This window comes from Alteromonas sp. AWQ4_252, assembly GCF_056158205.1.
Genome location: NZ_JBSWSV010000001.1, coordinates 4,538,348 through 4,559,941 on the forward strand (window position 1 = coordinate 4,538,348; position 21,594 = coordinate 4,559,941).

22 protein-coding genes are annotated in these 21,594 nt (G+C 46.6%); 9 read left to right on the forward strand and 13 right to left on the reverse strand.

The window, feature by feature from the left end; translation table 11 throughout:
• The first annotated feature begins 92 nt into the window (after positions 1-92).
• Positions 93-1,460 carry an MATE family efflux transporter gene (locus ACXACM_RS19845; RefSeq protein WP_474824012.1) on the forward strand — a complete coding sequence of 456 codons (1,368 nt, stop codon included), beginning with the start codon at positions 93-95 and terminating at the stop codon, positions 1,458-1,460.
• Here ACXACM_RS19845 and ACXACM_RS19850 read toward each other — a convergent pair.
• Entirely contained in the window at positions 1,434-2,090 is a 657-nt protein-coding gene (locus ACXACM_RS19850) for a hypothetical protein (RefSeq protein WP_474824014.1), read from the reverse strand. The genes ACXACM_RS19845 and ACXACM_RS19850 overlap by 27 nt on opposite strands.
• 418 nt (positions 2,091-2,508) lie before the next feature.
• On the opposite strand from ACXACM_RS19850, the gene ACXACM_RS19855 reads away from it, so the two are divergent.
• The 3 genes from ACXACM_RS19855 (at position 2,509) to ACXACM_RS19865 (ending at position 5,698) form a co-directional block, all read left to right on the forward strand.
• On the forward strand, positions 2,509-3,723 hold the full coding sequence (locus ACXACM_RS19855) for an MFS transporter (RefSeq protein ID WP_474824016.1): 1,215 nt from the start codon (positions 2,509-2,511) through the stop codon (positions 3,721-3,723).
• Positions 3,724-3,839: 116 nt separating this feature from the next.
• Positions 3,840-4,838 (forward strand): NADP-dependent oxidoreductase, encoded by a 999-nt coding sequence (locus ACXACM_RS19860; protein ID WP_474824018.1) that lies wholly within the window; start codon positions 3,840-3,842, stop codon positions 4,836-4,838.
• Positions 4,839-4,897: 59 nt separating this feature from the next.
• Positions 4,898-5,698: an alpha/beta fold hydrolase gene (locus ACXACM_RS19865; protein WP_474824019.1), complete on the forward strand. Its 801-nt coding sequence runs from the start codon at positions 4,898-4,900 to the stop codon at positions 5,696-5,698.
• Between the two features lie 52 nt (positions 5,699-5,750).
• Here ACXACM_RS19865 and ACXACM_RS19870 read toward each other — a convergent pair whose 3' ends face one another.
• Genes ACXACM_RS19870 through ACXACM_RS19885 form a run of 4 tightly spaced genes read right to left on the reverse strand, consistent with a single transcriptional unit; the run spans position 5,751 to position 8,939 of the window.
• Positions 5,751-6,149, reverse strand: a complete 399-nt coding sequence (locus ACXACM_RS19870; protein WP_474824021.1) for a cupin domain-containing protein — start codon at positions 6,147-6,149, stop codon at positions 5,751-5,753.
• Positions 6,149-6,982, reverse strand: a complete 834-nt coding sequence (locus ACXACM_RS19875; RefSeq protein ID WP_474824022.1) for a phytanoyl-CoA dioxygenase family protein — start codon at positions 6,980-6,982, stop codon at positions 6,149-6,151. Before ACXACM_RS19875 ends, ACXACM_RS19870 begins: the two co-directional genes overlap by 1 nt.
• A 9-nt stretch (positions 6,983-6,991) precedes the next feature.
• Entirely contained in the window at positions 6,992-8,401 is a 1,410-nt protein-coding gene (locus ACXACM_RS19880; protein ID WP_474824024.1) for an MFS transporter, read from the reverse strand.
• 1 nt (position 8,402) lies between these two features.
• The gene (locus tag ACXACM_RS19885; protein ID WP_474824026.1) at positions 8,403-8,939 is read right to left on the reverse strand and encodes a cupin domain-containing protein; all 537 of its coding nucleotides are present in this window, start codon (positions 8,937-8,939) and stop codon (positions 8,403-8,405) included.
• Between the two features lie 86 nt (positions 8,940-9,025).
• Here ACXACM_RS19885 and ACXACM_RS19890 point away from each other — a divergent pair, with 86 nt between their 5' ends.
• On the forward strand, positions 9,026-9,967 hold the full coding sequence (locus ACXACM_RS19890) for a LysR family transcriptional regulator (RefSeq protein ID WP_474824028.1): 942 nt from the start codon (positions 9,026-9,028) through the stop codon (positions 9,965-9,967).
• Between the two features lie 284 nt (positions 9,968-10,251).
• Here the strand turns inward: ACXACM_RS19890 and ACXACM_RS19895 are convergent, their stop codons facing one another.
• The 4 genes from ACXACM_RS19895 to ACXACM_RS19910 all read right to left on the reverse strand — a co-directional run bounded on the left by ACXACM_RS19895 (position 10,252) and on the right by ACXACM_RS19910 (position 13,424).
• On the reverse strand, positions 10,252-11,070 hold the full coding sequence (locus tag ACXACM_RS19895; protein ID WP_474824030.1) for an aldo/keto reductase: 819 nt from the start codon (positions 11,068-11,070) through the stop codon (positions 10,252-10,254).
• Positions 11,071-11,087: 17 nt separating this feature from the next.
• Complete coding sequence (locus ACXACM_RS19900; protein WP_474824032.1) at positions 11,088-12,455, reverse strand: FAD-binding oxidoreductase; 1,368 nt, start codon at positions 12,453-12,455, stop codon at positions 11,088-11,090.
• Positions 12,350-12,679: a hypothetical protein gene (locus ACXACM_RS19905; RefSeq protein WP_474824033.1), complete on the reverse strand. Its 330-nt coding sequence runs from the start codon at positions 12,677-12,679 to the stop codon at positions 12,350-12,352. Before ACXACM_RS19905 ends, ACXACM_RS19900 begins: the two co-directional genes overlap by 106 nt.
• Positions 12,680-12,749: 70 nt before the next feature.
• Entirely contained in the window at positions 12,750-13,424 is a 675-nt protein-coding gene (locus ACXACM_RS19910) for a hypothetical protein (protein ID WP_474824035.1), read from the reverse strand.
• Between the two features lie 207 nt (positions 13,425-13,631).
• Here ACXACM_RS19910 and ACXACM_RS19915 point away from each other — a divergent pair, with 207 nt between their 5' ends.
• From ACXACM_RS19915 to ACXACM_RS19925, 3 genes are read left to right on the forward strand one after another with little or no spacing between them, the layout of a single operon-like run.
• Complete coding sequence (locus ACXACM_RS19915) at positions 13,632-14,270, forward strand: glutathione S-transferase family protein (protein ID WP_474824037.1); 639 nt, start codon at positions 13,632-13,634, stop codon at positions 14,268-14,270.
• A 34-nt stretch (positions 14,271-14,304) separates the two neighbouring features.
• Positions 14,305-15,333: an NADP-dependent oxidoreductase gene (locus ACXACM_RS19920; protein WP_474824039.1), complete on the forward strand. Its 1,029-nt coding sequence runs from the start codon at positions 14,305-14,307 to the stop codon at positions 15,331-15,333.
• A gap of 8 nt (positions 15,334-15,341) precedes the next feature.
• A complete protein-coding gene (locus ACXACM_RS19925; protein ID WP_474824041.1) occupies positions 15,342-16,091 on the forward strand; it encodes a maleate cis-trans isomerase family protein in 750 nt (249 codons plus the stop codon).
• Positions 16,092-16,159: 68 nt separating this feature from the next.
• Here ACXACM_RS19925 and ACXACM_RS19930 read toward each other — a convergent pair whose 3' ends face one another.
• Together ACXACM_RS19930 and ACXACM_RS19935 are read right to left on the reverse strand one after the other, a co-directional pair.
• Positions 16,160-17,050, reverse strand: coding sequence for a DUF4437 domain-containing protein (locus tag ACXACM_RS19930; RefSeq protein ID WP_474824043.1), 891 nt, complete (start codon positions 17,048-17,050; stop codon positions 16,160-16,162).
• 214 nt (positions 17,051-17,264) lie between these two features.
• A complete protein-coding gene (locus ACXACM_RS19935) occupies positions 17,265-18,464 on the reverse strand; it encodes a serine hydrolase domain-containing protein (RefSeq protein ID WP_474824045.1) in 1,200 nt (399 codons plus the stop codon).
• Between the two features lie 193 nt (positions 18,465-18,657).
• Here ACXACM_RS19935 and ACXACM_RS19940 point away from each other — a divergent pair, with 193 nt between their 5' ends.
• Positions 18,658-19,518, forward strand: coding sequence for an NmrA family NAD(P)-binding protein (locus ACXACM_RS19940; protein WP_474824047.1), 861 nt, complete (start codon positions 18,658-18,660; stop codon positions 19,516-19,518).
• A 5-nt stretch (positions 19,519-19,523) separates the two neighbouring features.
• Here ACXACM_RS19940 and ACXACM_RS19945 read toward each other — a convergent pair whose 3' ends face one another.
• Together ACXACM_RS19945 and ACXACM_RS19950 are read right to left on the reverse strand one after the other, a co-directional pair.
• Positions 19,524-20,504 carry a LysR family transcriptional regulator gene (locus tag ACXACM_RS19945; RefSeq protein WP_474824049.1) on the reverse strand — a complete coding sequence of 327 codons (981 nt, stop codon included), beginning with the start codon at positions 20,502-20,504 and terminating at the stop codon, positions 19,524-19,526.
• Positions 20,505-20,615: 111 nt separating this feature from the next.
• Complete coding sequence (locus tag ACXACM_RS19950; protein WP_474824051.1) at positions 20,616-21,593, reverse strand: FAD-binding oxidoreductase; 978 nt, start codon at positions 21,591-21,593, stop codon at positions 20,616-20,618.
• Position 21,594: the final 1 nt, after the last annotated feature.

Below are 21,594 nucleotides of genomic sequence, written 5' to 3' on the forward strand. Positions count from 1 at the left end.
CTCTTAATCCATAGATTATTGTAATATCTATATGTCATAATAACATTTAATCTTATTACTGGCGATAGCCTGACAGGCTTTCTCATAATTTCATGAATAATCAACAGTCTCGCGCAGCACATACTGTAAAAGTCGATTTAAGACAAATGATGTCACTGGCAGGATCTGCCGGTGGTGTTCAGGCAATGACGGCGGTGGTGGGGATCCTCTCAATAAAAGTCGTCGCAACACTGGGCAGCTCTGCCATTGCCGCTGTTACTTCCGGTCAGCGACTATTCTTTCTTATTCAGTCCATACTATTCGGCCTGAACATCGGCGCAATGGCACTCATAGCCCAGAGCAAAGGACGGGGGCAGCATAGTGAAGCTTTTCATTGGCTTCGCCTTGCGCTTATGCTTGGCACAACGATAACTATATGCCTGTCTCTTTGTTTCTGGTGGCTGGCCGAGCCTATTATGTATAGTCTCGGTCTTACCGATCCTGAAGCGCTGGTTGAAGGCGCCAGTTACATACGGGAACTTAGCCTCTATTGCTGGCTGATCGCCATTTATTTCATTATCGCCAGCGCATTGAGAGCAATGAGTATCACCTGGTTGCCGCTGGCTTCCGGTATCTTCTTAAACGGGACAACTCTGTTATTGACGTATCTACTTGTTGGCAACTGGCAGTACTATACTGACAGTGGCTCTGCCGCAGTGGCGAGAGCAGCAGGAATTGGAAACCTACTCGGCCTGATTTTAATGCTTGGTTTGCTGTATCCCCGTTGGCGGGAGTATTTTATTGCCAGATGGTCTCTCTCTGGCGGACGCCGGTTGTGGCGTATCAGTTACCCGGCCATCATGGAGCAGTTGTTCAGACAGGTAGCGGTATTGTCGTTCCTGTGGGTAGTCGCCCGTTACGGCACAGCACCGTATGCAGCCTATGGCGCAGGTATAATGCTTATTTCCGTTTCCTTTGTTGTGGGTTACGGATTCTCTGTGAGCGCCAACGTAATGATAGGTCAGGCAGTGGGCAAAAATGATCTGGCAATGGCAAAACGTATTCTTCACGTTGCCCTTGGTTTTTCGCTGACCGTAATGACAATCATAGGACTACTACTGGGGATATTCTGCGAACCACTCTCTTTGTGGTTAATTGGAGATAATGTCGTTACCTACTACACCAGCGTATTTATTTACTTATTTGCAATTGCACAACCCGTTATGGCCATCGACTTTGTTTTGACAGGTGCCTGTCAGGGCACGGGAGATACCCGTTGGCCCATGCTTACTGTACTGATAAGTAATTTTGTCATCCGTTTTGGCGGGGCATTTATACTCATGCTTATGAATGCACCGGTGGAGTGGATTTTCGGTATGATTGTACTGGACTATATAGTAAAAACAGGACTCATGTGCTGGCGGATATTCCGCCAGCCGTGGCCACGGACAGTGTTAAATGAGGTGGAGACCAAAAGCTGATATCACCAGAAGCAGTATCCAGATCCCTTTTACATGCCAGGCCGCACCGCCGATGGTGCTTTGAATAATTTTATTTGTATTTGCATCCCCCTGACCGCTCGCCAGCTTTGCGAAAGCGGGACCAAAAGGCTTTAGCTTAAAGCGGATAAGAATACCCAGAAGTACAACCACACCGAACAAAGCCAGCTTCCAGGCCGCCCAGTAGACAACTACCGGACCGGCGGTAAAAACACTGATGAAGCCAGTCAATATTGCTCCCAAACAAACCATTACTCTGATAACCCAGTCACATTTTATAATGAGTGATTTTGCGCCACCGGAATACCAATGCAATGCTGCAACACATGCCAACCAGACAAGACCTACAGCCCAAATGATTGCCAACTTACCGGACAACAACGGCGTTAACCCCAGCGTAGTACTTAAGTGTAACCCGCTGGCAAACATCAGTGGCATTGCAAGTCGCGGCCCCTGATCGGCAGCATTTAGTATTTTCGCGGCCACCACTCTGCTTTCGTGGCCCAGATCCGTTTTCAGCACATAGCGGCTTGCGATAAAAGTACCTAGGTCGCCGCCTAACCAGTAAACCAGCCCCATCACGTGTACAAATTTAACTAGTAGAAAATCCAAACTTCTTTCATCCTTCTTAACCGATTTACCTAAAAAGCATATTATGAACTATTGTTATAACAATAATTTTAGTGTATTGATAGATATTCATATACAACTTTCTAAGATTGCTCTTCTAAGTTTTTCTTCTTCTCAAGTGATCCACTTTTTTGTGGGGAAATTTGCGATTTGTCATGTTCAAGCATCGCAGGGCACGGCAAAATCAAACATACTGGGGTGATACCAATTTACCGGTTTTGTCGTTTTTTACCGTAAGTCTATCGTCATTTTTATGCGTACCACGGCCAGTAAAATTAAAATAACAGCATCAAATCAACTATCTACAAAGACAGGAAGTTAATTGTCCATTAACTTGCTCCGTCTGGTTTCCTCAGAATAGTTTGTTTGCAACAAATCAATTTCAAGTATTGGATGAGTTATGAATAGAGGCTACCCCTGGCTTATCGCCGTTCAAGCATGTGTGATTTTAGTCATCAGCAACGGAATGAGTGTTTCCGGTTTATCCGTTTTTGACGAATCTCTGATTACTGAATTCGGCTGGAGTCGAGGCGAATTAAAATTCCGCGATATGATTACGTTTGGCACCAGTGCATTACTGGCACCTTTTGGCGGTATTATTATTGATAGATTGGGAGTCAAACGCTGCATGTTGGTAGGTTGGGTACTACTCGCCATCGCGTATTTTCTTTACAGCGCTGTAAACTCGCTTAGCGATCTTTATGTCGCACATGCGCTTCTGGGTATTGTGCTTATTTTCTGTGGACTAAACCCCGCTATCATTCTTGTTTCGAGCTGGTTTAAAGAAAAACGAGGCGTCGCTATTGGTATAACCCTAGTTGGTACTAGCCTGGGGGGCATGTTGTTCCCCCAGTACGGAACCTACATGAGCGAGTGGGTGGGCTGGCGTACGTCAATGATGTATGCCATTTCCTTCCCAGCTATTATGTTTGTACTTGTCGGTATATTTATTAAAAATGGGCCAGAGTCTGCGTCACCCAGTGAGCCACAGGCTTCAGAGTTAACCCAGGGGTTAAGTTATTTTCAAGCATTGAAGACTAAAGCCTTCTGGGCAATATCGATTGTTGCGATGACCACATTCTACACAGTGCTGGCTGTCCAGGCACACCTGTTTTTATATTTACGAGACTTGGGCTTGACAACCATTTCCGCTACCAATGGTATAAGTTTATTCTTCTTGTGTGCGGTTATCGGCAAATTTTTCTTTGGATTATTGTGTGATTATTTGAACTACAAGCTTGTTTTTATCGGTAATATTATTGTGATGTTAGCGGGCTCGACATTTCTAGCGATGATGAACGACAGCTTGATTTGGATAGCTATAGTGCTTTTCGGTTTAGGCTGGGGAGGAGTTTATACTACTATTCAACTCTCTGCAGTGAACTGTTTTGGGCTTGTTTCCGCAGGTAAAATACTCGGCACAATCGCGGTGTTAGACTGTTTAGGCGGTGGGCTTGGGATATGGCTGACAGGTGTCCTCTACTCTACATATGGGAATTACCAAATCGCGTTCATAATTTTCGTCGCGCTGGTAACCCTTGCGCTAATTTTAGTGCCCCAAATTGTAACTCCTAGAGAACGAGGTACGCCTTTGCAGACAAAAACTGCAAGGTAATTACACCTAGGCGGTAAAAATTCACCACAATGTGATTATGATTTTTGTCATAGTCCCATTGTGCGTTTTGGCTTACTCTCTTCATCATGTTCTATTGATGGATAAAAACCAACGCCATGAGCAAACTAAAAAATAAACAGATAATTTTGGCAACCACACCGCATGGCATGCCTGAGCCGAAAGATTTTGGTGTCAACCTAGCGACACTGCCGACAATTGAACCTGGTCAGGTAATAGTTAAGAATCAATACTTATCTCTCGACCCTTACATGCGTAGCCAAATTGCAGGCCGGCACTTGTCTGGTGCTATCATGCCGGGCGACGTCATGAAAGGCGAAACGATAAGCGAAGTGATTGAAAGTCAGGATCCAGCTTTTAAGGCCGGAGATATCGTCAGGGGCTTTGGTGGCTGGCAGCAATATTCAGCGTTGGAAGCAAAAGCCCTTAGTAAAATCGCTTCACCCTTGGAAAACAACGCGGCCTATTTATCAGCAATTGGAACTACTGGCCTCACGGCTTGGGCTGGTATAGTATGCATCGCAAACCCGGTTCCTGGCGATGTTGTAGTCATTTCAGCAGCTACCGGCGGCGTGGGCTCGACAGCCGCCCAACTGGCCAAATTAGCAGGCTGTAAAGTTGTCGGCATCGCTGGTGGAAAAGAAAAGTGTGAACGCGCCGTCAATGATATAGGCTATGATATCTGCCTTGATCGCAAAGCCGGTGACATTGCTGAGCAACTTAAAGCGGCCTGCCCTGATGGTATTAACGTGTATTTTGATTTAGTTGGCGGAGAACTGTTAAACACGGTCTCTTCTCAACTTGCTGTTGGTGCCAAAGTAGTGCTGTGCGGCATTATGTCTGAACTCAACAGTACCAGCCGTGCCGGCGGCCCTCACCCGGCCATGTGGATCAAATCCAGAGCACAGGTTACCGGCCTTGTAGTGTATGATTACGAGTCCCGTAGAGCAGAATTTGTGGAGTATTGCCTGCCCTATTATCTGAACGGCAAACTGAAAACCTTTGAAGATATTTCTCAGGGGCTTGCTAGTGCTCCGGAGGCTTTCTGTCGTTTAATGCGCGGTGAAAACACCGGGAAAGTCATTGTAAAGATTTAACGTTGTTACTTTACCCGGGTTCAGGACACGACCGGGTAAAGTTTCCTCATGGAATGGTTATGAAAAAATACTATCTGGACTTACCCGCAGGGCAAATTCACTATATCAAAGCCGGGCAGGGCGAACCTTTGTTACTGTTGCATCAGGCACCAATGAGCAGCATTGAGTGGGAAAATATTATTCCCGTTCTAGCACAGCATTTCACTGTGTATGCACCGGATATGGCCGGACATGGTCAATCGTATGAACCCACTTCAGCGATGACCGTATCTGATTTCGCGAAAGACACGATTGCTTTTATGGACACTCTTGGAATCCAATCCGCTTATATCGCAGGTAACCATTCCGGTGCGGCACTTGCAACATGTCTGGCAGTAAATTATCCGAAACGCGTTAAGAAGTTAGCCATTTCCTGTGAAATGTTGATTTCACAAACACAGATTGCTGATTTTCTTAACGCGATTAAAGCAAAACCATTGTCTCGAGATATCCCATTTGATACAGAGGGGAAATTTATCTCAGATGCGTGGTTGCGCTATGCCGCTCTCGCGCCAACCTCGTCATTAGAAAAGCGTTATAAACCTTTTATTCATGGCCAGTTAGCCAGGCTACGCCAGTTTGATATTCACGAGTCTGTGTTGCACTGGATGGCAGAACAAAACTGGATGACGAAGATTTCGTGTCCCACATTAGTGTTTGGTGCTGAGAACGACTTATTTTTTGATCTTGAGAAATTAGCGCAAGCAAAAAACAGGATTAAAAATGTGAAGACCGAAGTGATACACGATGCCGGTGCGCTAAGTACGTTTGAACAACCTGAGGCCATTGCCAGTAAATTGTTGAAATTTTTCCATCAATAGTCAGATATAGTGAGAAGCAATGCTGCTCACTACACTCAGCTTTTAAGTAGCGCTACCTTGCGACGGGATCACATTCAGATAAAAGTGACTTAATAGAAGGCGGTAGTTGATTTAAGCCCACTCCGACAACCGTACAAGGAGAGTCCGACAGGACTCTAGAGCGATGACCCTTTCCCATTGTATCCGTTGCAAATAGAAGATCACCAGCTTTCATAACATAGCTGTCTCCAGAAGATACTTCCACTTCCCACTCCCCTCTAATCACAATAGAAAGCAAGGGAGATGTAACAGTATGCCAATCACCATAGTTACCCGGAGCTCCTGTTATTACGCACCAGCTCAAAGCTTCACTGTGATATAGTTGTGAAGACGGAAACGCTGAGGTCAAGTGAGACTTGACCGCAGCAGAACCACCATTATCGTCGGAATATACAGTAACTATGCTAGACATTAGGCTGCACTATTCTTAGCGGCCGGTTTCTCCCATAACACTGGGAAGTATTCTCCGTCTGGGGCTTGTCCTGTAGGCAGGTCAACGACATCAGGGATGGGGGCTTTGTACGGCGTATTCCACCAAGTTACATCATGCCCGAATACCCGTACAGCTAAACCACTTCTGGGCAAGGTGTCAGAAAAGTTACCTTTGGAGAAGTGCGGAGTCATAGGGTGAAAAATCACAGCGTCACCAGGTTGCATATCAAAGCCGACAAACTCGAAAGGAAAATCAGGATTGTTCCGCTCCTCTTCAAAATTAGGACACAGTCCAGCTCCCTGGTCCGGCGCAAAACCATAGTGGATATCATTTTCTACACAGTATTTGTGATAGCCAGCAAGAAATTCTACTCTTCCGTTCTCACTGCTAACTGGGTCCAACGCCACCCATATGTTTGGTGCCATTTCCCCTTTGACAGGCCAGGCCGATTCATCGTTATGCCAAGGCATAATTTTCGGTGACTGAGGAGGTTTAACAAACAAATGGTCGTGGTAAAGACGGATGAAGTCTGAGCCTATAGTTTCGCCAACAATCTGCCCTAGAGGCGACTGCATAACGAAGTCTCTCACAGGGCCAGGCTTACGCCACATATAGCAGACTGAAATCATCCCTGAGCCATGAGACGGGCCGGTCAGGCCGAAGTCACCAGGTGATTGACGCACCTCTTCTATATGCGACTTTAGTAATTCGATCCACTCATTATCAAACATCTGCCGCAAGCACACTACACCATCTTTTTGATAGATCGCCTTGTCCTGCTCTGTGATCGGATTCAATGGCAGTGAATTCATGATTTACTCCTAATTTTGATTCGTTGAATTTTCCCGCAAAGCACTGAGGTCTTCAGCCGTCAAGCGATAGCGGGATATAAAGAAAATACTTAACAACTGCAAAATTGCAGGTAGGATTGCTATACAGAAATAAAGCGCCATTTTTGCTGAATCCGGTTGTTCAACTACAACTCCGTCAGTTGATTCTAAGTACCCCATTAAACCGAGAATCATACCCACAAATGCCACACCCAACGCACCTGACAGCTTTTCAGTTAATATGTACATCCCGGTGAACATACCGGCTCTGTCAATGCGATGTTTTAATGCATCATATTCTAGCGTGTCTGGCAGCATCGCTTGACTGAGTAAAAATGTACCTCCACCCGCAATGCCAATTAATACTGCGCGAGCGGCGATTGACCAAGCGGGTTCACCAGGGCCTGCAAACAACCAACTGAGATGAGTTAACCCAAATAGAAAACAAGCCAGCATGAAGCCGTGTTTTTTACCCCAGCGCTTCGCCACAAACAACCAAAGAGGTTGAGAGCAAATTAGCACCACAGATTGAATGCCCATGTAAAAACCTATCATGGAATCTGACACGTGCAGAACATGCTTAGTAAAGAATGCGAAAGTTGAAAGGGTAAGTGTTAACACAAAGAAGTAACTGAGTTTCGCACTCATCAGCCACATAAAGGGTTTGTTTTCCAGTGCCGATTTAAGCTGCGAAAATAATGGAGGATAGCTTGTTTGACGTGTCAATTTGCGTTCCGGCGCAGCACGCAAGCACCACACGGATACCAAAACGGTTACGATAGCCACAAGGGCGAGAAACAGCGCTATTTTGGTATGGCCCACTTTATCAGCCCCCCAGTAGGCTAATAGAGCCGGAGCCAATGACAAACCAATCATGGTCCCAATTGATGAAAATATCACCCGATAAGACATTAACTCGGTTCTTTCGTTGTAATTTGCCGTCAAATTAGCGGGCATGGTCATATAGGGGACCATATACATGGTGTACGTTGTGGCGTACAACAGCTTTCCTGCCAGTAAGTAAACCAACAGAGCAGTCATACTCAGGGAAGGGGCTGCAAATAAATACACAACGGCGAGCGCACTGAATATACCTCCACTGAATAGCCATGGTAGACGCTGTCCCCAAGGGGTGTGTATGCGATCAGAGAGAATGCCCATAAGTGGGTCACTAAAAGCATCCCACACCTTAGCCACTGCGAAAATCAATGCAGCTAAAGAAGCTGCGACTCCCAGAGAGTCAGTCATAAACCTAAGCAAAAGTACACTAATAGCCATATTGAGCACGGTTAAGGGCAGAGAGCCTAACCCCCACCCCAGCTTAACTCTCCATGACAAGCTAATATGGTCACTGGTGATCTTTTTGACGTTCGTTGCGGCAATTTCCTTCGCAGCTTCCATATCAATTGTCTCGCAACAGCGAAGATAAATAAGACTCACCCGCGACGGGGCAGAAAGATTTATCCAGTTGCACCGAAATGCCGAACTGCCCCTCTGGGCCGGCACCGGATTGATGGCCACTTCCAGTGCAGTCTTCAGCAAATAAAATATCCCCCTGAACAAGCTCAAATCGACGTCCGTCGCGAAGTACAACTACCAGTGTACCGAACATGGGAATAATTAAATTGGGTTGATTAGCTACATGCCAGTCCATAAGTAAATTGGGCTCCATGCCGCCAATGGTCACACGAGCTGCCTCATGACGAATCAAGTAATGTGATACCCGTTTGGACGCAGAGCTAATCTGCACTTCCCGCATGTCGGCTAAGCCGTCTTCATTGGTAAACAAGTTAAAAAAGCGATTTGGCCATTTGTCGTTCGCGGTTATCTCGTTAACCGGATCAGCATGAGCGCTGAATGCGGGCATCACCATGGCAGACATCGCTCCCATTGCGGTAGTACTTAAAAAGTGTCGACGCGCTTTATTGTTTTTGTCCATTTCAGCATCCTCGTAGCTATTCTCTATACATTTTGATTATTTAATGCGATGGTTAATTTGTCTAACTCATAATGAGCATACTAATAATGAATAATATTCATAACGGAAAATTTGACCTTAATTTGTTAATTATTTTTGACGCCATCTACCGTACGGGCAGTATTACGCAAGCCGCACATACCTTACACTTAAGCCAATCTGCAGTTAGTCACGCACTAAATAGACTTAGGCAAATTGTGGACGATCCTTTGTTTATTAAAGTTCCAAAAGGTGTCGTCCCCTCTGATTACGCCCATCGAGTTGCACCTTCACTTCAATTGAGCCTCGAATCACTTTCAACCGTGTTGGTCAACGAGAAAGAATTCGACCCGAAAAGTGCCAGTAGCACGGTGACAATTGGTGTTTCACAGATGGATCAACTGCTTTTTCTTGCCCCCTTATTTCGAAAATTAGAAGCGCAAGCTCCGGGCATTAACCTTCGAGTTCATCCTATCTTGCCTAGCCACTTCCTTGATGCACTCGATAAAAAACACGTAGACATGCTTTGTGTAATTCAGTCCTCAGCTTCTTTTGACCTGCCAAATCGTATTCGTAAACGCAGGCTATTCGAAGACGATCTCGTATGTGTGATGTCTGCAAATCACGCCTTTGCCAAAACGTCACTTACACTCCAACAATATGTCACAACACCACATTTGATTCTGGCCACAGGTCCTATAGAGAAAACCTGGATAGATGACTTCTTGGCAGCCCAAGGTTTGAAAAGACGCATAGGCCTGGTTGCTCCCCACCCTTCAGCAGTGACACAGGTAGTTCCGCAGAGCGATTTGGTGTGTACTTTGGCAAAAAGCATCGCATTGCCCTATATAAACCATCCTGACTTTCACGTTGTTAATGCGCCAATTAGCTGGCATGAGCCCCACGAAGGACTACTTATTTGGCACGGCCGAAGCGATAATGATCCCGCTCAGCGATGGGCGAGAAAACTAATTGAAGAGGTATGGCAGGAAAGTTACCAACCCTCCTAGGGCCTGTTGACCTTTGTTGTGCATTTTTGCAGCGGTCTGTGTGCCATCTAGACAAGGCGAATGTTTGACGGTTTAGTGGTTCTAAATCGAGAACATTCAACGCAGTATAGATGGCACAAAGGCGCTGCCCGAAGGGGTCGTTATGGAAGCCTTTTACTCTTTGTCACAGTCCTTTAACTTAGCCCGCTAGGCTTGCAGGACTGTTTCGCGATTAAAAGGCTTCCATTTAGACCAAAATTCGTACACCAAAGGTCAACAGGCCCTAGGACATTGCCAAGCTCACTTTATACATTCACAAAAGTGTCAGGATTCGGTCCCAATCGCCTATTCTCATTCAACCTTGTAATGAGCGCCATATCCTGCTGACTTAAAGAGAAATCGAAGATATTAATATTCTCTTTAATGCGGGCTGGAGTTACAGATTTGGGGATCACGCAGACACCCCGCTGGATGTGCCAACGAAGTACTATTTGCGCGGGCGTTTTATTATAAGCTTTGGCAAGGGAGTTGATAACTTCTGTCGAAAATACATCCGCTCCTCCTTGAGCCAGAGGGCTCCATGCTTGCACTGCGATCTGCCGGTTCAAACACCATTCTACCAATGTCTCCTGACAAAGCAGCGGATGCAGTTCAATTTGATTTAACACCGGCTTAATTCCGGTTTCCTGCTCCAACTCCATGATATGCTCAGGCTGAAAATTACTCACGCCAACGGACTTCACCAGCCCTTGCTCTTTTGCCGCTAGCAGGCCTTTCCACGCATCAACATACTGCCCTTGCGAGGGTGCTGGCCAGTGAATAAGGTACAAGTCAACATAGTCTAACTGTAACTTAGTTAAACTCCGCTCTATCGCTTGTTGAACCTGATGTTGATCGGTATTCCACAACTTGGTCGTAACAACGTAGTCATCTCGATAAAGACCACTATTTTTCAGTGCGTTGCCGACCCCTGTTTCGTTTTCATAGACGCTCGCTGTATCGATCAGTCGATAGCCGTGTTCGAAGGCACAATGAACCGCACTTTCCACCTCTGAATTAGTCGCCTGCCAAACCCCCAGCCCAACGAAAGGGATACTGGTATTATCCAACAAATTACATTTCATTTTGTTTTCTGATTCCTTTACAACTTTCCAGACTCAAAACCAAGAGCGCCAGGATTTAGCAGGTTTTTCGGATCCAGATAAGACTTGATCGCCTGAATAAGTCCAAAAGACTCGGGTTTCATACCTGTCGCATAGTGATAGGACTTTCCGAGTTGAAAATGTGAGCTACCCAAATCACTGTACAAATCTACTAACTCACTTTTTACCTTATCAACATAAGCTCGAATTTCGAGATTCTCAGGATATTTTGTCAACTTAGCGAAATGCGATGGTACAACAGTTTTCTCATGTAACTCTTTTAATTCGTCCTGCCAAAAAAATACCGGTTCAAGCACAAAAGCGTTGGTCGCAATAGTTGCAAACAAATAGCCTGTAATCACCTTATACTCAGTCAATTTTTCGCGGTGACGTTCAAAAACTGCTTCAGACGCTTTCCAGGCATCAACAATCTTAGAATGTGGAAATAAACCATGAACAGGCACCCAACGCTCGCCACTGGGTCCAACAGAATTATTGAGCGGCCCAAAAGGGTTTGCTCTCAAGACTTTTGGAATTGTGCTTTCAATTTCACGACCATTGAACTTTTTTATAATCTGCCGGACTTTATCGGCTTTCAAATTGGCAGACTGCTCACTACTTTCTTCAATGATGACCTGAATAGTAAAGCCCAGATCGTCCATATAGCTCCTTCCGGCCAGCGCAATTTTTGCACCGCCAACAAGTGCCTTTTTAAAAGAACCAGCCGACTTCATAAAACCCGCCAACGCTTTTGCGTCGGTTAACAGACTTTCCCGCTTCTTGCGTTGTTCTTGTAGGGATGGGTCAAAACCAAAACACTCCATAGCAAGTCCCTGACGGGAAATCTCACTCATCGCTTCCAATGCGTCGCTACCAGAACTAAATTCCATAGACACATAGTCTTTTTCTTTTATCAACGGCATAAGGCGCAAGGTTACCGTCCCCTTCATTCCCAACGCCCCATTGTCACCGATAAAAATACCGGTTAGGTCCGGACCGAAATGGCGGAAAAATGGAGAGCCATTTTTTTGCGCGTCCGCGCCGGTTGATATGATAGTGCCATCAGCAATCACAACCTGCATACTGATAATAGAGTCACCGATAGGACCAAATTGACCTGAGCCCCAGAACATGCCATTTTGTGACGCACCGCCACCGGCCGTAGCGTGGATCCCTGACAAAGTTCCCCAAAATGGGGTTCTGAGATTGCGGGCCTCAAGCGCTTCGTGCAACGTCTTCCACGTACATCCAGCTTCAACCGTCACATACATATCCTGCTCATTGATTTCAAGTACCTTGTCCATTCGGCTGCCATCGATAATGACAGCGCCTTCAGTAACGGGAACATAACCTGAGGTATAAGACATGCCGCCCCCCGGGGAATAACAACAATGTCGTGAGCGACTAAGGTTTCGATAACACTACTGAGCTCTTCAAGACTACCAGGTTGTACCACCGCTCCGGCAGGAATAGACTTTGTATATACATCCTGAGCAAAAAACGAGCAGGAATCAGGATCAGTTAATACATACTGCGAACCGGTGATATCAGCTATAGTTGCAATGACAGAGGCCGATATAGTTGTACTCATAAATTAATTCTCCGTTGTAGTGCTTAATCGGGTGCAAAGAAAAAGCAGCGCAATTACGCTGCTTATGCACTTAGAATGGTTTTGTCGCCCCTAAGAAAGCAACAGTGAGTATACCAACCCAATACAAGTATGCGAGGTAACGAGACATTCTGATTTGTTGCTCCAGACGGGCTTCCAGTACCTCATCTTCTTTTTGTGCCAGTTGCCTGAAAATCACAGTCCACTCACGCATGATAAAACGCAGTTTCAACCCAATAACCAGCAGCCAGGCAAATAAAAAGATTTTTGTGGGATACCACATTTGTCCTTCACCGGTAGCAAACGGGCCGTAACCCAGGAAGGTACCGATTGCACAAATCATCATTACCGGAATGAGCACAAAGCGCACGCTCTCGTCCATTTTGGTTAGCCGGATACCCTTGTCAGTTTCACGGAAAATGAATGCCGCCCAACACAACCCCAGCCAAACTGCTACCGCCATCCACATTACCACAAGTGCGGTCCCGCCATAGGGTTGCACACCCCAGATATGACCCATGTGTAAGCCCAGTGGCAACAGTAAAATTATACCGGTGCGGGCAAGAATATCGATCCGGTATGCGGTTTCTAAATGACGACGTCTTTCTTCCATTGAAAGCTTACGGTTTACAATGTTGTAAGCAGTCTGAAATACGCCCCATTCACCACCCAGCCAATAAACCATGGCTACGATATGGATCCACCGCAATATACTTAGTTCGTACATAATTTCCCCTAAACCAAGAACAATAAATATATGCATTAAGTTTATGAGACAGGGGAATCCGGCTGCCTTAACAATTATCAATTCGCGATCAATTGATAAGTAATACAGTGCATACATGACAAAAAAGTAACAATAGATTTGAATTTAACACCCTTAATATATATTGTTATATTTATAATACATTTGGAAGTTTACGGAGCGTAAGTCATGTACTTAATCAGTCTGCCACACTCGCCCTATGCAGCGCGCTTACGCATGCAAATTCTGGCAAAAGATTTGGATGTTGATATCCGGAAACCGGAAAGCAGCCCCGCGGGCGATGCATTTTCCCGCCTTAACCCTTTAGCCAAAATTCCGGTATTGGTGCTTGATAACGGCCATACCATTTCAGAATCGGCAGCAATTGCCGAATTTATTGAAGACCAATTTGACGGTACGCCTTGTTTGCCTAGTTCACCGTTAGATAAAGCTAACGTAAGAACAACAGTCAGCATGGCAAATACGCATATCGCTCCGGCGTTGTTTGCGCTTTTCAAACAAGCCGGCAAGCCCATATCTATCGAGGACAGCGCAATCCTCTGGGAGCCGCTAGAGCTTTTACTTTCGCGTTGGCAGAGCTGGCGTATCAGTCGTGGTGTAAATACTACGCCCTGGCACACTGGCGACTTCGCAATGGCGACAAATGCCTGGTATATCGAAACCCTGGCGCACAAATTTAACCGCCCATCTCCACTTGCGTTTCATGATGAATTACACGAATGGTGGCAAGCGTGTCAGGAATCCTCCTGCATCGCTCCCGTGTTAGAAGAAATGCAGGCAGGATTTGCGGCATTTACAAAAAAATAAGACCCGAAGCAAACGAACTAGAGAGGTATCTGGCATGACAATTAACCGGCAAATACGCCTGAAAAAACATATAAAACAAGGCGAAGCCGTCAGTATGGATCTATTTGAAGTGACGGAGTCTGAGATCCCCGAATTGAAAGACGGTGAGTTTCTGGTAAAAACAGATGCCCTTGGTTTTTCCCCTGCCCAACGTGCTTATCTCATGGGTGAGGACAGCCGTTTCCATGAGCCAATTGATATTGGTGATGTAATGCGAGGCCGTGGCGTAGGTACGGTTATCGCGTCCAGACATGAAGATTTTAAAGAAGGTGAGGTGGTCGCCTGCTCAACTGGCTGGCAGGACTACTCTGTTCAAAGTGGCGACACTGAAGGCCTGCTGGTGAAAACTCTGCAAAAGGTTACTTGTCCACAAACTCCTTTATATCTGCATCTTGGCATTCTGGGCTCTTCCGGGTTTTCAGCTTACTTCGGCTTCCTCGATATCGGTAAGCCTGTTGCCGGTGATACCGTCGTCGTCTCCGCTGCTGCCGGTGGCGTAGGCTCGATTGTGGCGCAAATCGCCAAAATTAAGGGCTGTAATGTCATTGGCATAGCCGGGGGCCCGGAAAAATGTCAGTGGCTGAAAGACGTAGTGGGTGTCGACCAGACCATTGATTATAAATCTGAAGATTTATATGAGCGTTTTGAAACCTTATGCCCCAACGGTATCGACGTGTATTTCGATAATGTGGGCGGTGATACGCTGGATGCGGCAATGAAAAACATTGCTCTGCGCGGCCGCGCAGTTATCTGCGGACAGATTGCCACTGAATATACCGATCCCCCGTTACCCGGTCCGCGCTACTACTACAACGTGATTTACAAGCGCGCACGCATGGAAGGCTTTTTTGTATGGGATTACCACGAGTCATTCCCTGGCGCAGAACAGGAGCTGATCGACTGGTATCACAGCGGACAGATGAAATCCACGGAAGTGGTTTATGACGGCTTACTGTCTGCCCCGGATGCACTAGAGAGTCTATTCAACGGAGCCGACTGCGGCATTCGCGTTGTACAGTTATAGGAGCCGACATGGAAAGAGATATATTGGGTTACCGCGCACGTTTTGGCGTATTAGGCCCTTCAACGAACACAATTGTAGAACCTGAATTTTCAGAAATGCGACCTACAGGCGTCACTAATCATTACAGCCGCATTATAATCAAAAATGCCAGTGCCATTTCTAATGAGACCTTTATGCAGGGAACTCTGGAAATCGACCGTAAAACCTACGAAGCGGTGGAAGGCGTGCTGACCATGAACCCGGACTATCTGGTGATGGGTATGTCTGCGGTTACCTTTTACGGTGGTGCAGAAGGCGCGCATAAATGGAAAGATAATATTCAATCTAAGTCCGGCCTTAAGATATCACTGGGTTCTGAAGCCGTTGCTGCGGCATTACAAGCCCACGGCAATATCAGGAAAATTGCGTTTCTTTCACCATACTATCCGGTGGCCAATGCGGAAGTGTCAAACTACCTCAGCGACCACGGCTATGAAATAGTTCGCGATAAGCCTCTGCAGTGCCCAAGCTGGCACGATATTGCCCGAGTTACACCATCAACGGTTCGCGAAACTGTTAACGCGCTGAACGGAGATGACGTTGACGCCATCGTACAGGTGGGTACGAACCTGTGTATGGCCCGCCAAGCTGAACGTCTTGAGATGGAGCTGAACAAGCCGGTTATCGCCATTAACACTGCCACATACTGGCATGCTCTGCGTGCCAACGGTATTGAAGATAAAATTTCCGGCTTTGGCCGTTTGCTGTCTGAGTTTTAAATAAAAAACACAGATAAAAAAACCACGCCGTCTAGGCGTGGTTTTTTATGACTAACACGAGCTACGACTTATGTGTAGTAAGGGTCTTTCATCGGCCCTACAGAGCGCGAGCGAACAGGTTGTAGTGGTACCGGATCTTGGGTACCAGGGAAGTCAGGGCCCCAGTTTACCGGGTCGCCGTGCATTTCCATCTTCGCGTTGTCCGTATACCAGTCAACCAGACGGCCATCGCAACGCAGCAACCAGGTAGTCCCGTTCGGGCCTGCTGCGAAATCGCCGTGACGCACCAGCGCAGGACGGAAGAAATAGACACCCGGCCACTGTTCACCAAAGTTAAATTCAAATGTACCTTCCAGCGTGTAGGCTTCTTCAAAGCATGGATGATGCGCAAGAGGATGCTCTACCCAACCCGGTTTTGCTTTGATAAGACGGGTATAAAACTGTGTTTTCTTATCGATAAACAGCAGTTTGATAAACAGACCCGGCACCGGAGTGCCACCTGCTTCGAAATCCATAGGGCTGCCAATTTCAACAGGTACCCATTCCATCAGGTTACTGTGCTTAATAACCAGTTCCTGATCTTCACGGACAAAATCTTTCTGCTCAGTAGTCGCTTCAAATTCCCATGTACCGTATTCACGGAAATATAGAATTTCTGTGCCAGGTTTAACGTGAAGTTCAGGACAAACTACGCCTGGAGGGGTACACCAGTAACCACCTTCAATAAGCACTTCGTCACCAATTTTCACTTCACCGCTTAACACGTACCACTCGGTCTGGGCTACATGAACACCAGCCGGACGTGACCAGTCTGTATCAAACAGAATTTTGGCAGATACTGAACCGTCTTCTTCATCGTAAGACAGGTTACGCTGACGTGCAATACCGGTTGCACCAACCAGCTCGGCCGGGTGCCAGATGAGATCTTTCTCATCGATCATCTCTACGTGTGGACGCATAATTTTCCTCCAAATTTTATTTTTTTAGCTTTATGCCTTTTCAAAATTTAACAGTTCCCGAAACCAGGGAAAAATCTATTATTTTTATATTTTGCATAAGCTTTTGTTTAACCAAATGGTATTACTTATTCCCACATGGTATGAATTCCATTGTGATTTCAGAAAAAACAGACGGTAGCAAGCCGGGAATAGCAAAAAGTAAAAACAAGATAACTCAGCCATTAGTGTTTTTATTTGTATTCATTAAAATGTTGGGTAACGCGCTGTCATCCCAGGTTTTTGACGGACGACCAATACGCACGATAACCATGGATTGTGAAGGACTGACGTATACTCTCTGTCCTCCTGAACCGTCAAAAAAAATAGTGTCGTCTGCGGCAAATGGCGCTGCGGCCGGTATTACCGCAGGTATGTCTTTGCCATAAATACGGGCAGGATTGTGCGGACTACCACGCCACACCTGCCAGCCATAATTAGGAAATATAGTGCCCGGCGCCATCATTTGTGTGGTCCACTTTGCAGAAACCAGTTGCTTGCCATTGATGCGGCCACCCTGCGCCAGAATGATGCCGGTGCGTAACCAGTCTTCAGCGGTTGCCTGTAAACAACATGCCATACGTGCGCTGCCATCAGGTTTGTCCAACCAGACTTTTGCTGTGGACGCACCTGCCGGTTGCCATATTTTCTCAGACAGATACTGTGCATAGCGCTTACCAGTGACAGCCTCAATAATCCACCCCAGATACTGAGTGTTAGCATTGGCGTATTGAAATTCCTCATACGGCGCTGACGGCACCGGCCAACGGGCGAAGGCAGTATGCAAGTCGTTGCCGAAATAAGCATAGGTGTATGGATTATCCACCGGATTATCAAACAAAGGCGTTTTGATGCCGCTGGTCATTTCAAGCATGGAGCGTATTGGTGCGCGTCCAACTTTTGTGCCCTGCAATTCAGGGAGATACTTTTCTGCCGGATCATCAAGTGAGTCCAGCAGGCCGTCATCCAGCAAGGTACCAAATAACAAAGCCACCACAGATTTGTGCATAGACGCCGTATCAAACAGCGTATTTCGCGAAAAACCGCTGCCGTAATACTCCAGCGTAACAACACCATGCTGCCAGACAAGCAATGCATAACTGTCGTGTTGTTTGGCTAGCGCGATAGCTTCGTGGTGCTGCGCGTTGTCTTTTAATGCACGAGGAAGCGGCCAGCTATTATTTCCGACAACAATTTCCAAAGGCGAAAACCAGTCTGTATCATAAACATAGCTGTTCACAGGAAAGGATTTTTGACGAGACTTTACCAGTTCTCGCTGGGCATCGCCGGGCCACTCTTCTGCCGCAACAACTCCATACCAGACCGACGTGATCATCAGAATGACAAATAAGAATGTAACCCCAATTTTTAATGTCATTGTCGCCCCGGCGATGTGTGGTGTTTGCCCATAATTTCATTCTATTGGCCGGTTTTTTATCCCGATATGACAAATGTCAGATTGAGAAGAAGTTGGTAAATGGCGCAATTTAGTATAATGTTATCTCTTTATGATATTTAAGAATCCAACCGGCTGCATCTGCATCGGCGATTACATTGATAGGAGTGACATTATGATTCTGGTCTTTGGCGCAACTGGCCGTACCGGCAAGGCCGTGGTACAGGCATTGCTGGAAAAGCAGGCGACGGTAAAAGTAATGGTTCGACAGGCTGATAAAGCCCGGGATCTCTTTGGAGAGCAGGTAGAAATCGTCGAAGGTGAGATCGTCGATCAGGCTGCACTAGCCAAAGCCTTTAAAGGGGTTTCAAAAGTCTATTTACTCTTAGGTAACAGCGAAACACAATTGTCATTGGAAAAGCGAATCACCGACATGGCTGTCGAGTGCGGCGTCAAGTTGCTGGTGAAACAATCTTCGATGGAATCACTGGAAGCATCTGACAAGCCAATTCCTGCACTGCATGTTGAGTCTGAAAAATACATCAAGTCATCAGGTTTGAACTGGGTGATGATAAGACCAACTTTCTTTGCTCAGATGCTGTTGACCTGTGCCAGAGGCGTCACCACGGCAGATACACTATCGTTTCCTCTTCGTAATGGCGTTGTGGCTGTCACTGATGCCAGAGATGTGGCTGAAGTCGCCGCCAAGGTACTGACTGAAAGCGGTCACGAAAATAAAAGTTATGATCTTACAGGGCCGGAGCTGCTGTCGTTTAATACTATCGCGGCCTTATTGTCCCGCACAACGGAAAGGCAGATAACATACAAAGATATGCCACTTGAGACTTACAGAGCAATATTAAGTAACGTTATTGATGATGAATGGCGGGTTAACGCAGTATGTGAAGAACTGGATGCACTGGCACATAACTGTGTCACTCACATTACCGGTACAATTGAGCAGTTACTTGGCCGGCCCCCCCGCTCTGCCGCAGACTTTCTGACGGACTACAAAGCCGCATTTATGCCGCAGTGATCAGGTTAACGGGTGGGCAATTTCGGCTGATTATTGGCTTCCCAATAACGGGTTGCCTCCCGGTACATGCCCAGTCCTTCATTCAGAATGTATTGCTTGCAGAGCTCTGCCACCTGCGATAACACCTTTCCGGTCCGGTGCACAACGTGCCAGTGATCCACCAATGGGAATCCCTGAACAGGCAGCCTTACCAGCTGCTTACTTTGCCCCTCGTCAAGGCTTAACGCGGGCACAATCGCCAGCCCCATTCGGGCCAGTACAGCGTGTTTGATACCTTCGTTGCTGGCGATTGTCATACGACGGTTTATAGTCAGCCCACGCTCATTTAGCTGTGTATCAATAATTTGTCGGATGCCCGCTTCTTCTTCACGCAAAATAAATTGCTCTGCTGCAATGTCATCCCAGATCAGGCTCGGACGGGACGCCAGGGGATGGGAAGATGGCGCAATAACAACCAGATGATTAACCCCGAGTTGAACACTGTCAATGTTCTCCAATGCAGGCGGCTGTCCAAAAATATAGAGATCATCAAGATTGCGATTAAGGCGGTCGAGAATGCGCCCCCGATTACCGATTTCAATGGCAACAGTGATGTTCGGATACCGGCGACAAAACGGGCCCAGCAAATGCGGGATAAAGTACTCCGCTGAAGTAACCACGCCGATGCTCAATTCTCCGCTTTTGATATTCTCAAGTTCGTTTAAAGCCACTTCCAGTCTGTCTGTACAGGCAAAAATCTCTTTGGCGTACTCAAGTACCATCTTTCCAGCAAAGGTAAATTTCAGGCGTTTTCCCACAGTTTCGTACATAGGTATGCCGACGCCTTCAGACAGTTTTTTCATCTGCATAGAAATATTCGGTTGCGTTAAATGCAGGTTTTTCGCTGCCGCAGCGATACCTCCAAAACGTTCCACCGCAATTAGAATTTCAAGTTGCCGGAACGTACCTATTCGTGAATGGAGTCGCTTTTTAGGAAATGCCGCCATGCTCGGATTCTCTGGTAAATTTAATTCATGCCAATAGGCAAATGATATTTTTATAACCTCATACCAGAATGTAAATGAAGCCAGTCTGATAGAAGCAGGCCATACCTGCAGCTATCCTGGGCCTGACGGTATGAAGACCTCTTTATACAAAGGGAGTCCTGTTAAGGGCTCCCGCTTAAGCAGCGGCTTTAATTGCTTTAAAAAGCCTGCGCTGCCACATACATACACAGCATCAACGACAGAATCGCCAGCCTCTTTTAACAGCGACTTTTCGAGTCCTTGCAAAGCTACTTCGCTACAATCCGAAATACATTCCATATTAGTTTCATCTAATACATCAAGTTCCCCTGCGATACTGCGACCGTCGGCTTTATCGACACCAAACCAGAACAGCGGTAAATGATTAGTACGGACTGACGCTATAAGCGCAAGAAGCGGGGCACCCCCTTCTTTTTCTGCAATGAATAGCGGCCTGTTATAGCGGGCGATGTTTTCGCCGAATGTACCGGATGGACCTTCAAGGGTTAGCAGATCACCTTGCGCGGCGTATTCAAACCAGTAGCGGCTCATGAGTCCGGTTTCATGCTTACGGATCAGAATACGGATATGCCCGTTTCGCGGAGACGCATCACACATAGAGTAATTCCGCCGTATGCCGTCACTATTTGTAACAGCAACATGTTGTCCTGCCAGATAATGAAAACGGGCCGACATGGGCAGCTGTAAAGTGACGAGAATAAGCTCAGAAGAAAGCCGTTTGATTACAGACACCATAGCAGGAATATTCACGACCGGCGGGATGTTCTTATGGACAAGCTCTCCGGCCTCTATGAGTAAATCAGACGTAGCCGTGCGGGCGCAGGCAAGTATACAACCACTTGCCAGCTCGCCGGGTGTGAGATTCTCATCCCTGAATTTGTGTGTAGTGCCCTCAGCCACTGTCACAATGCATTGCCTGCACTTCGCTGAGTGACAACTGTGAGGAACCGGAAACTGCAAGGCGATGCTGGCATCCAGCAGGGTTTGTCCGGCCTGCTGACTAAACGTCACACCGCGGGTTGTGGAGATAACCAGTGGCTTTTTTGCCATT

Bases quoted from the DNA above. Each gene is read 5' to 3' on its own strand.
- ACXACM_RS19845 (WP_474824012.1), top strand. From the start codon at position 93: ATGAATAATCAACAGTCTCGCGCAGCACATACTGTAAAAGTCGATTTA.
- ACXACM_RS19855 (WP_474824016.1), top strand. From the start codon at position 2,509: ATGAATAGAGGCTACCCCTGGCTTATCGCCGTTCAAGCATGTGTGATT.
- ACXACM_RS19860 (WP_474824018.1), top strand. From the start codon at position 3,840: ATGAGCAAACTAAAAAATAAACAGATAATTTTGGCAACCACACCGCAT.
- ACXACM_RS19865 (WP_474824019.1), top strand. From the start codon at position 4,898: ATGAAAAAATACTATCTGGACTTACCCGCAGGGCAAATTCACTATATC.
- ACXACM_RS19870 (WP_474824021.1), bottom strand. From the start codon at position 6,149: ATGTCTAGCATAGTTACTGTATATTCCGACGATAATGGTGGTTCTGCT.
- ACXACM_RS19875 (WP_474824022.1), bottom strand. From the start codon at position 6,982: ATGAATTCACTGCCATTGAATCCGATCACAGAGCAGGACAAGGCGATC.
- ACXACM_RS19880 (WP_474824024.1), bottom strand. From the start codon at position 8,401: ATGGAAGCTGCGAAGGAAATTGCCGCAACGAACGTCAAAAAGATCACC.
- ACXACM_RS19885 (WP_474824026.1), bottom strand. From the start codon at position 8,939: ATGGACAAAAACAATAAAGCGCGTCGACACTTTTTAAGTACTACCGCA.
- ACXACM_RS19890 (WP_474824028.1), top strand. From the start codon at position 9,026: ATGAATAATATTCATAACGGAAAATTTGACCTTAATTTGTTAATTATT.
- ACXACM_RS19895 (WP_474824030.1), bottom strand. From the start codon at position 11,070: ATGAAATGTAATTTGTTGGATAATACCAGTATCCCTTTCGTTGGGCTG.
- ACXACM_RS19900 (WP_474824032.1), bottom strand. From the start codon at position 12,455: ATGTCTTATACCTCAGGTTATGTTCCCGTTACTGAAGGCGCTGTCATT.
- ACXACM_RS19905 (WP_474824033.1), bottom strand. From the start codon at position 12,679: ATGAGTACAACTATATCGGCCTCTGTCATTGCAACTATAGCTGATATC.
- ACXACM_RS19910 (WP_474824035.1), bottom strand. From the start codon at position 13,424: ATGTACGAACTAAGTATATTGCGGTGGATCCATATCGTAGCCATGGTT.
- ACXACM_RS19915 (WP_474824037.1), top strand. From the start codon at position 13,632: ATGTACTTAATCAGTCTGCCACACTCGCCCTATGCAGCGCGCTTACGC.
- ACXACM_RS19920 (WP_474824039.1), top strand. From the start codon at position 14,305: ATGACAATTAACCGGCAAATACGCCTGAAAAAACATATAAAACAAGGC.
- ACXACM_RS19925 (WP_474824041.1), top strand. From the start codon at position 15,342: ATGGAAAGAGATATATTGGGTTACCGCGCACGTTTTGGCGTATTAGGC.
- ACXACM_RS19930 (WP_474824043.1), bottom strand. From the start codon at position 17,050: ATGCGTCCACACGTAGAGATGATCGATGAGAAAGATCTCATCTGGCAC.
- ACXACM_RS19935 (WP_474824045.1), bottom strand. From the start codon at position 18,464: ATGACATTAAAAATTGGGGTTACATTCTTATTTGTCATTCTGATGATC.
- ACXACM_RS19940 (WP_474824047.1), top strand. From the start codon at position 18,658: ATGATTCTGGTCTTTGGCGCAACTGGCCGTACCGGCAAGGCCGTGGTA.
- ACXACM_RS19945 (WP_474824049.1), bottom strand. From the start codon at position 20,504: ATGGCGGCATTTCCTAAAAAGCGACTCCATTCACGAATAGGTACGTTC.
- ACXACM_RS19950 (WP_474824051.1), bottom strand. From the start codon at position 21,593: ATGGCAAAAAAGCCACTGGTTATCTCCACAACCCGCGGTGTGACGTTT.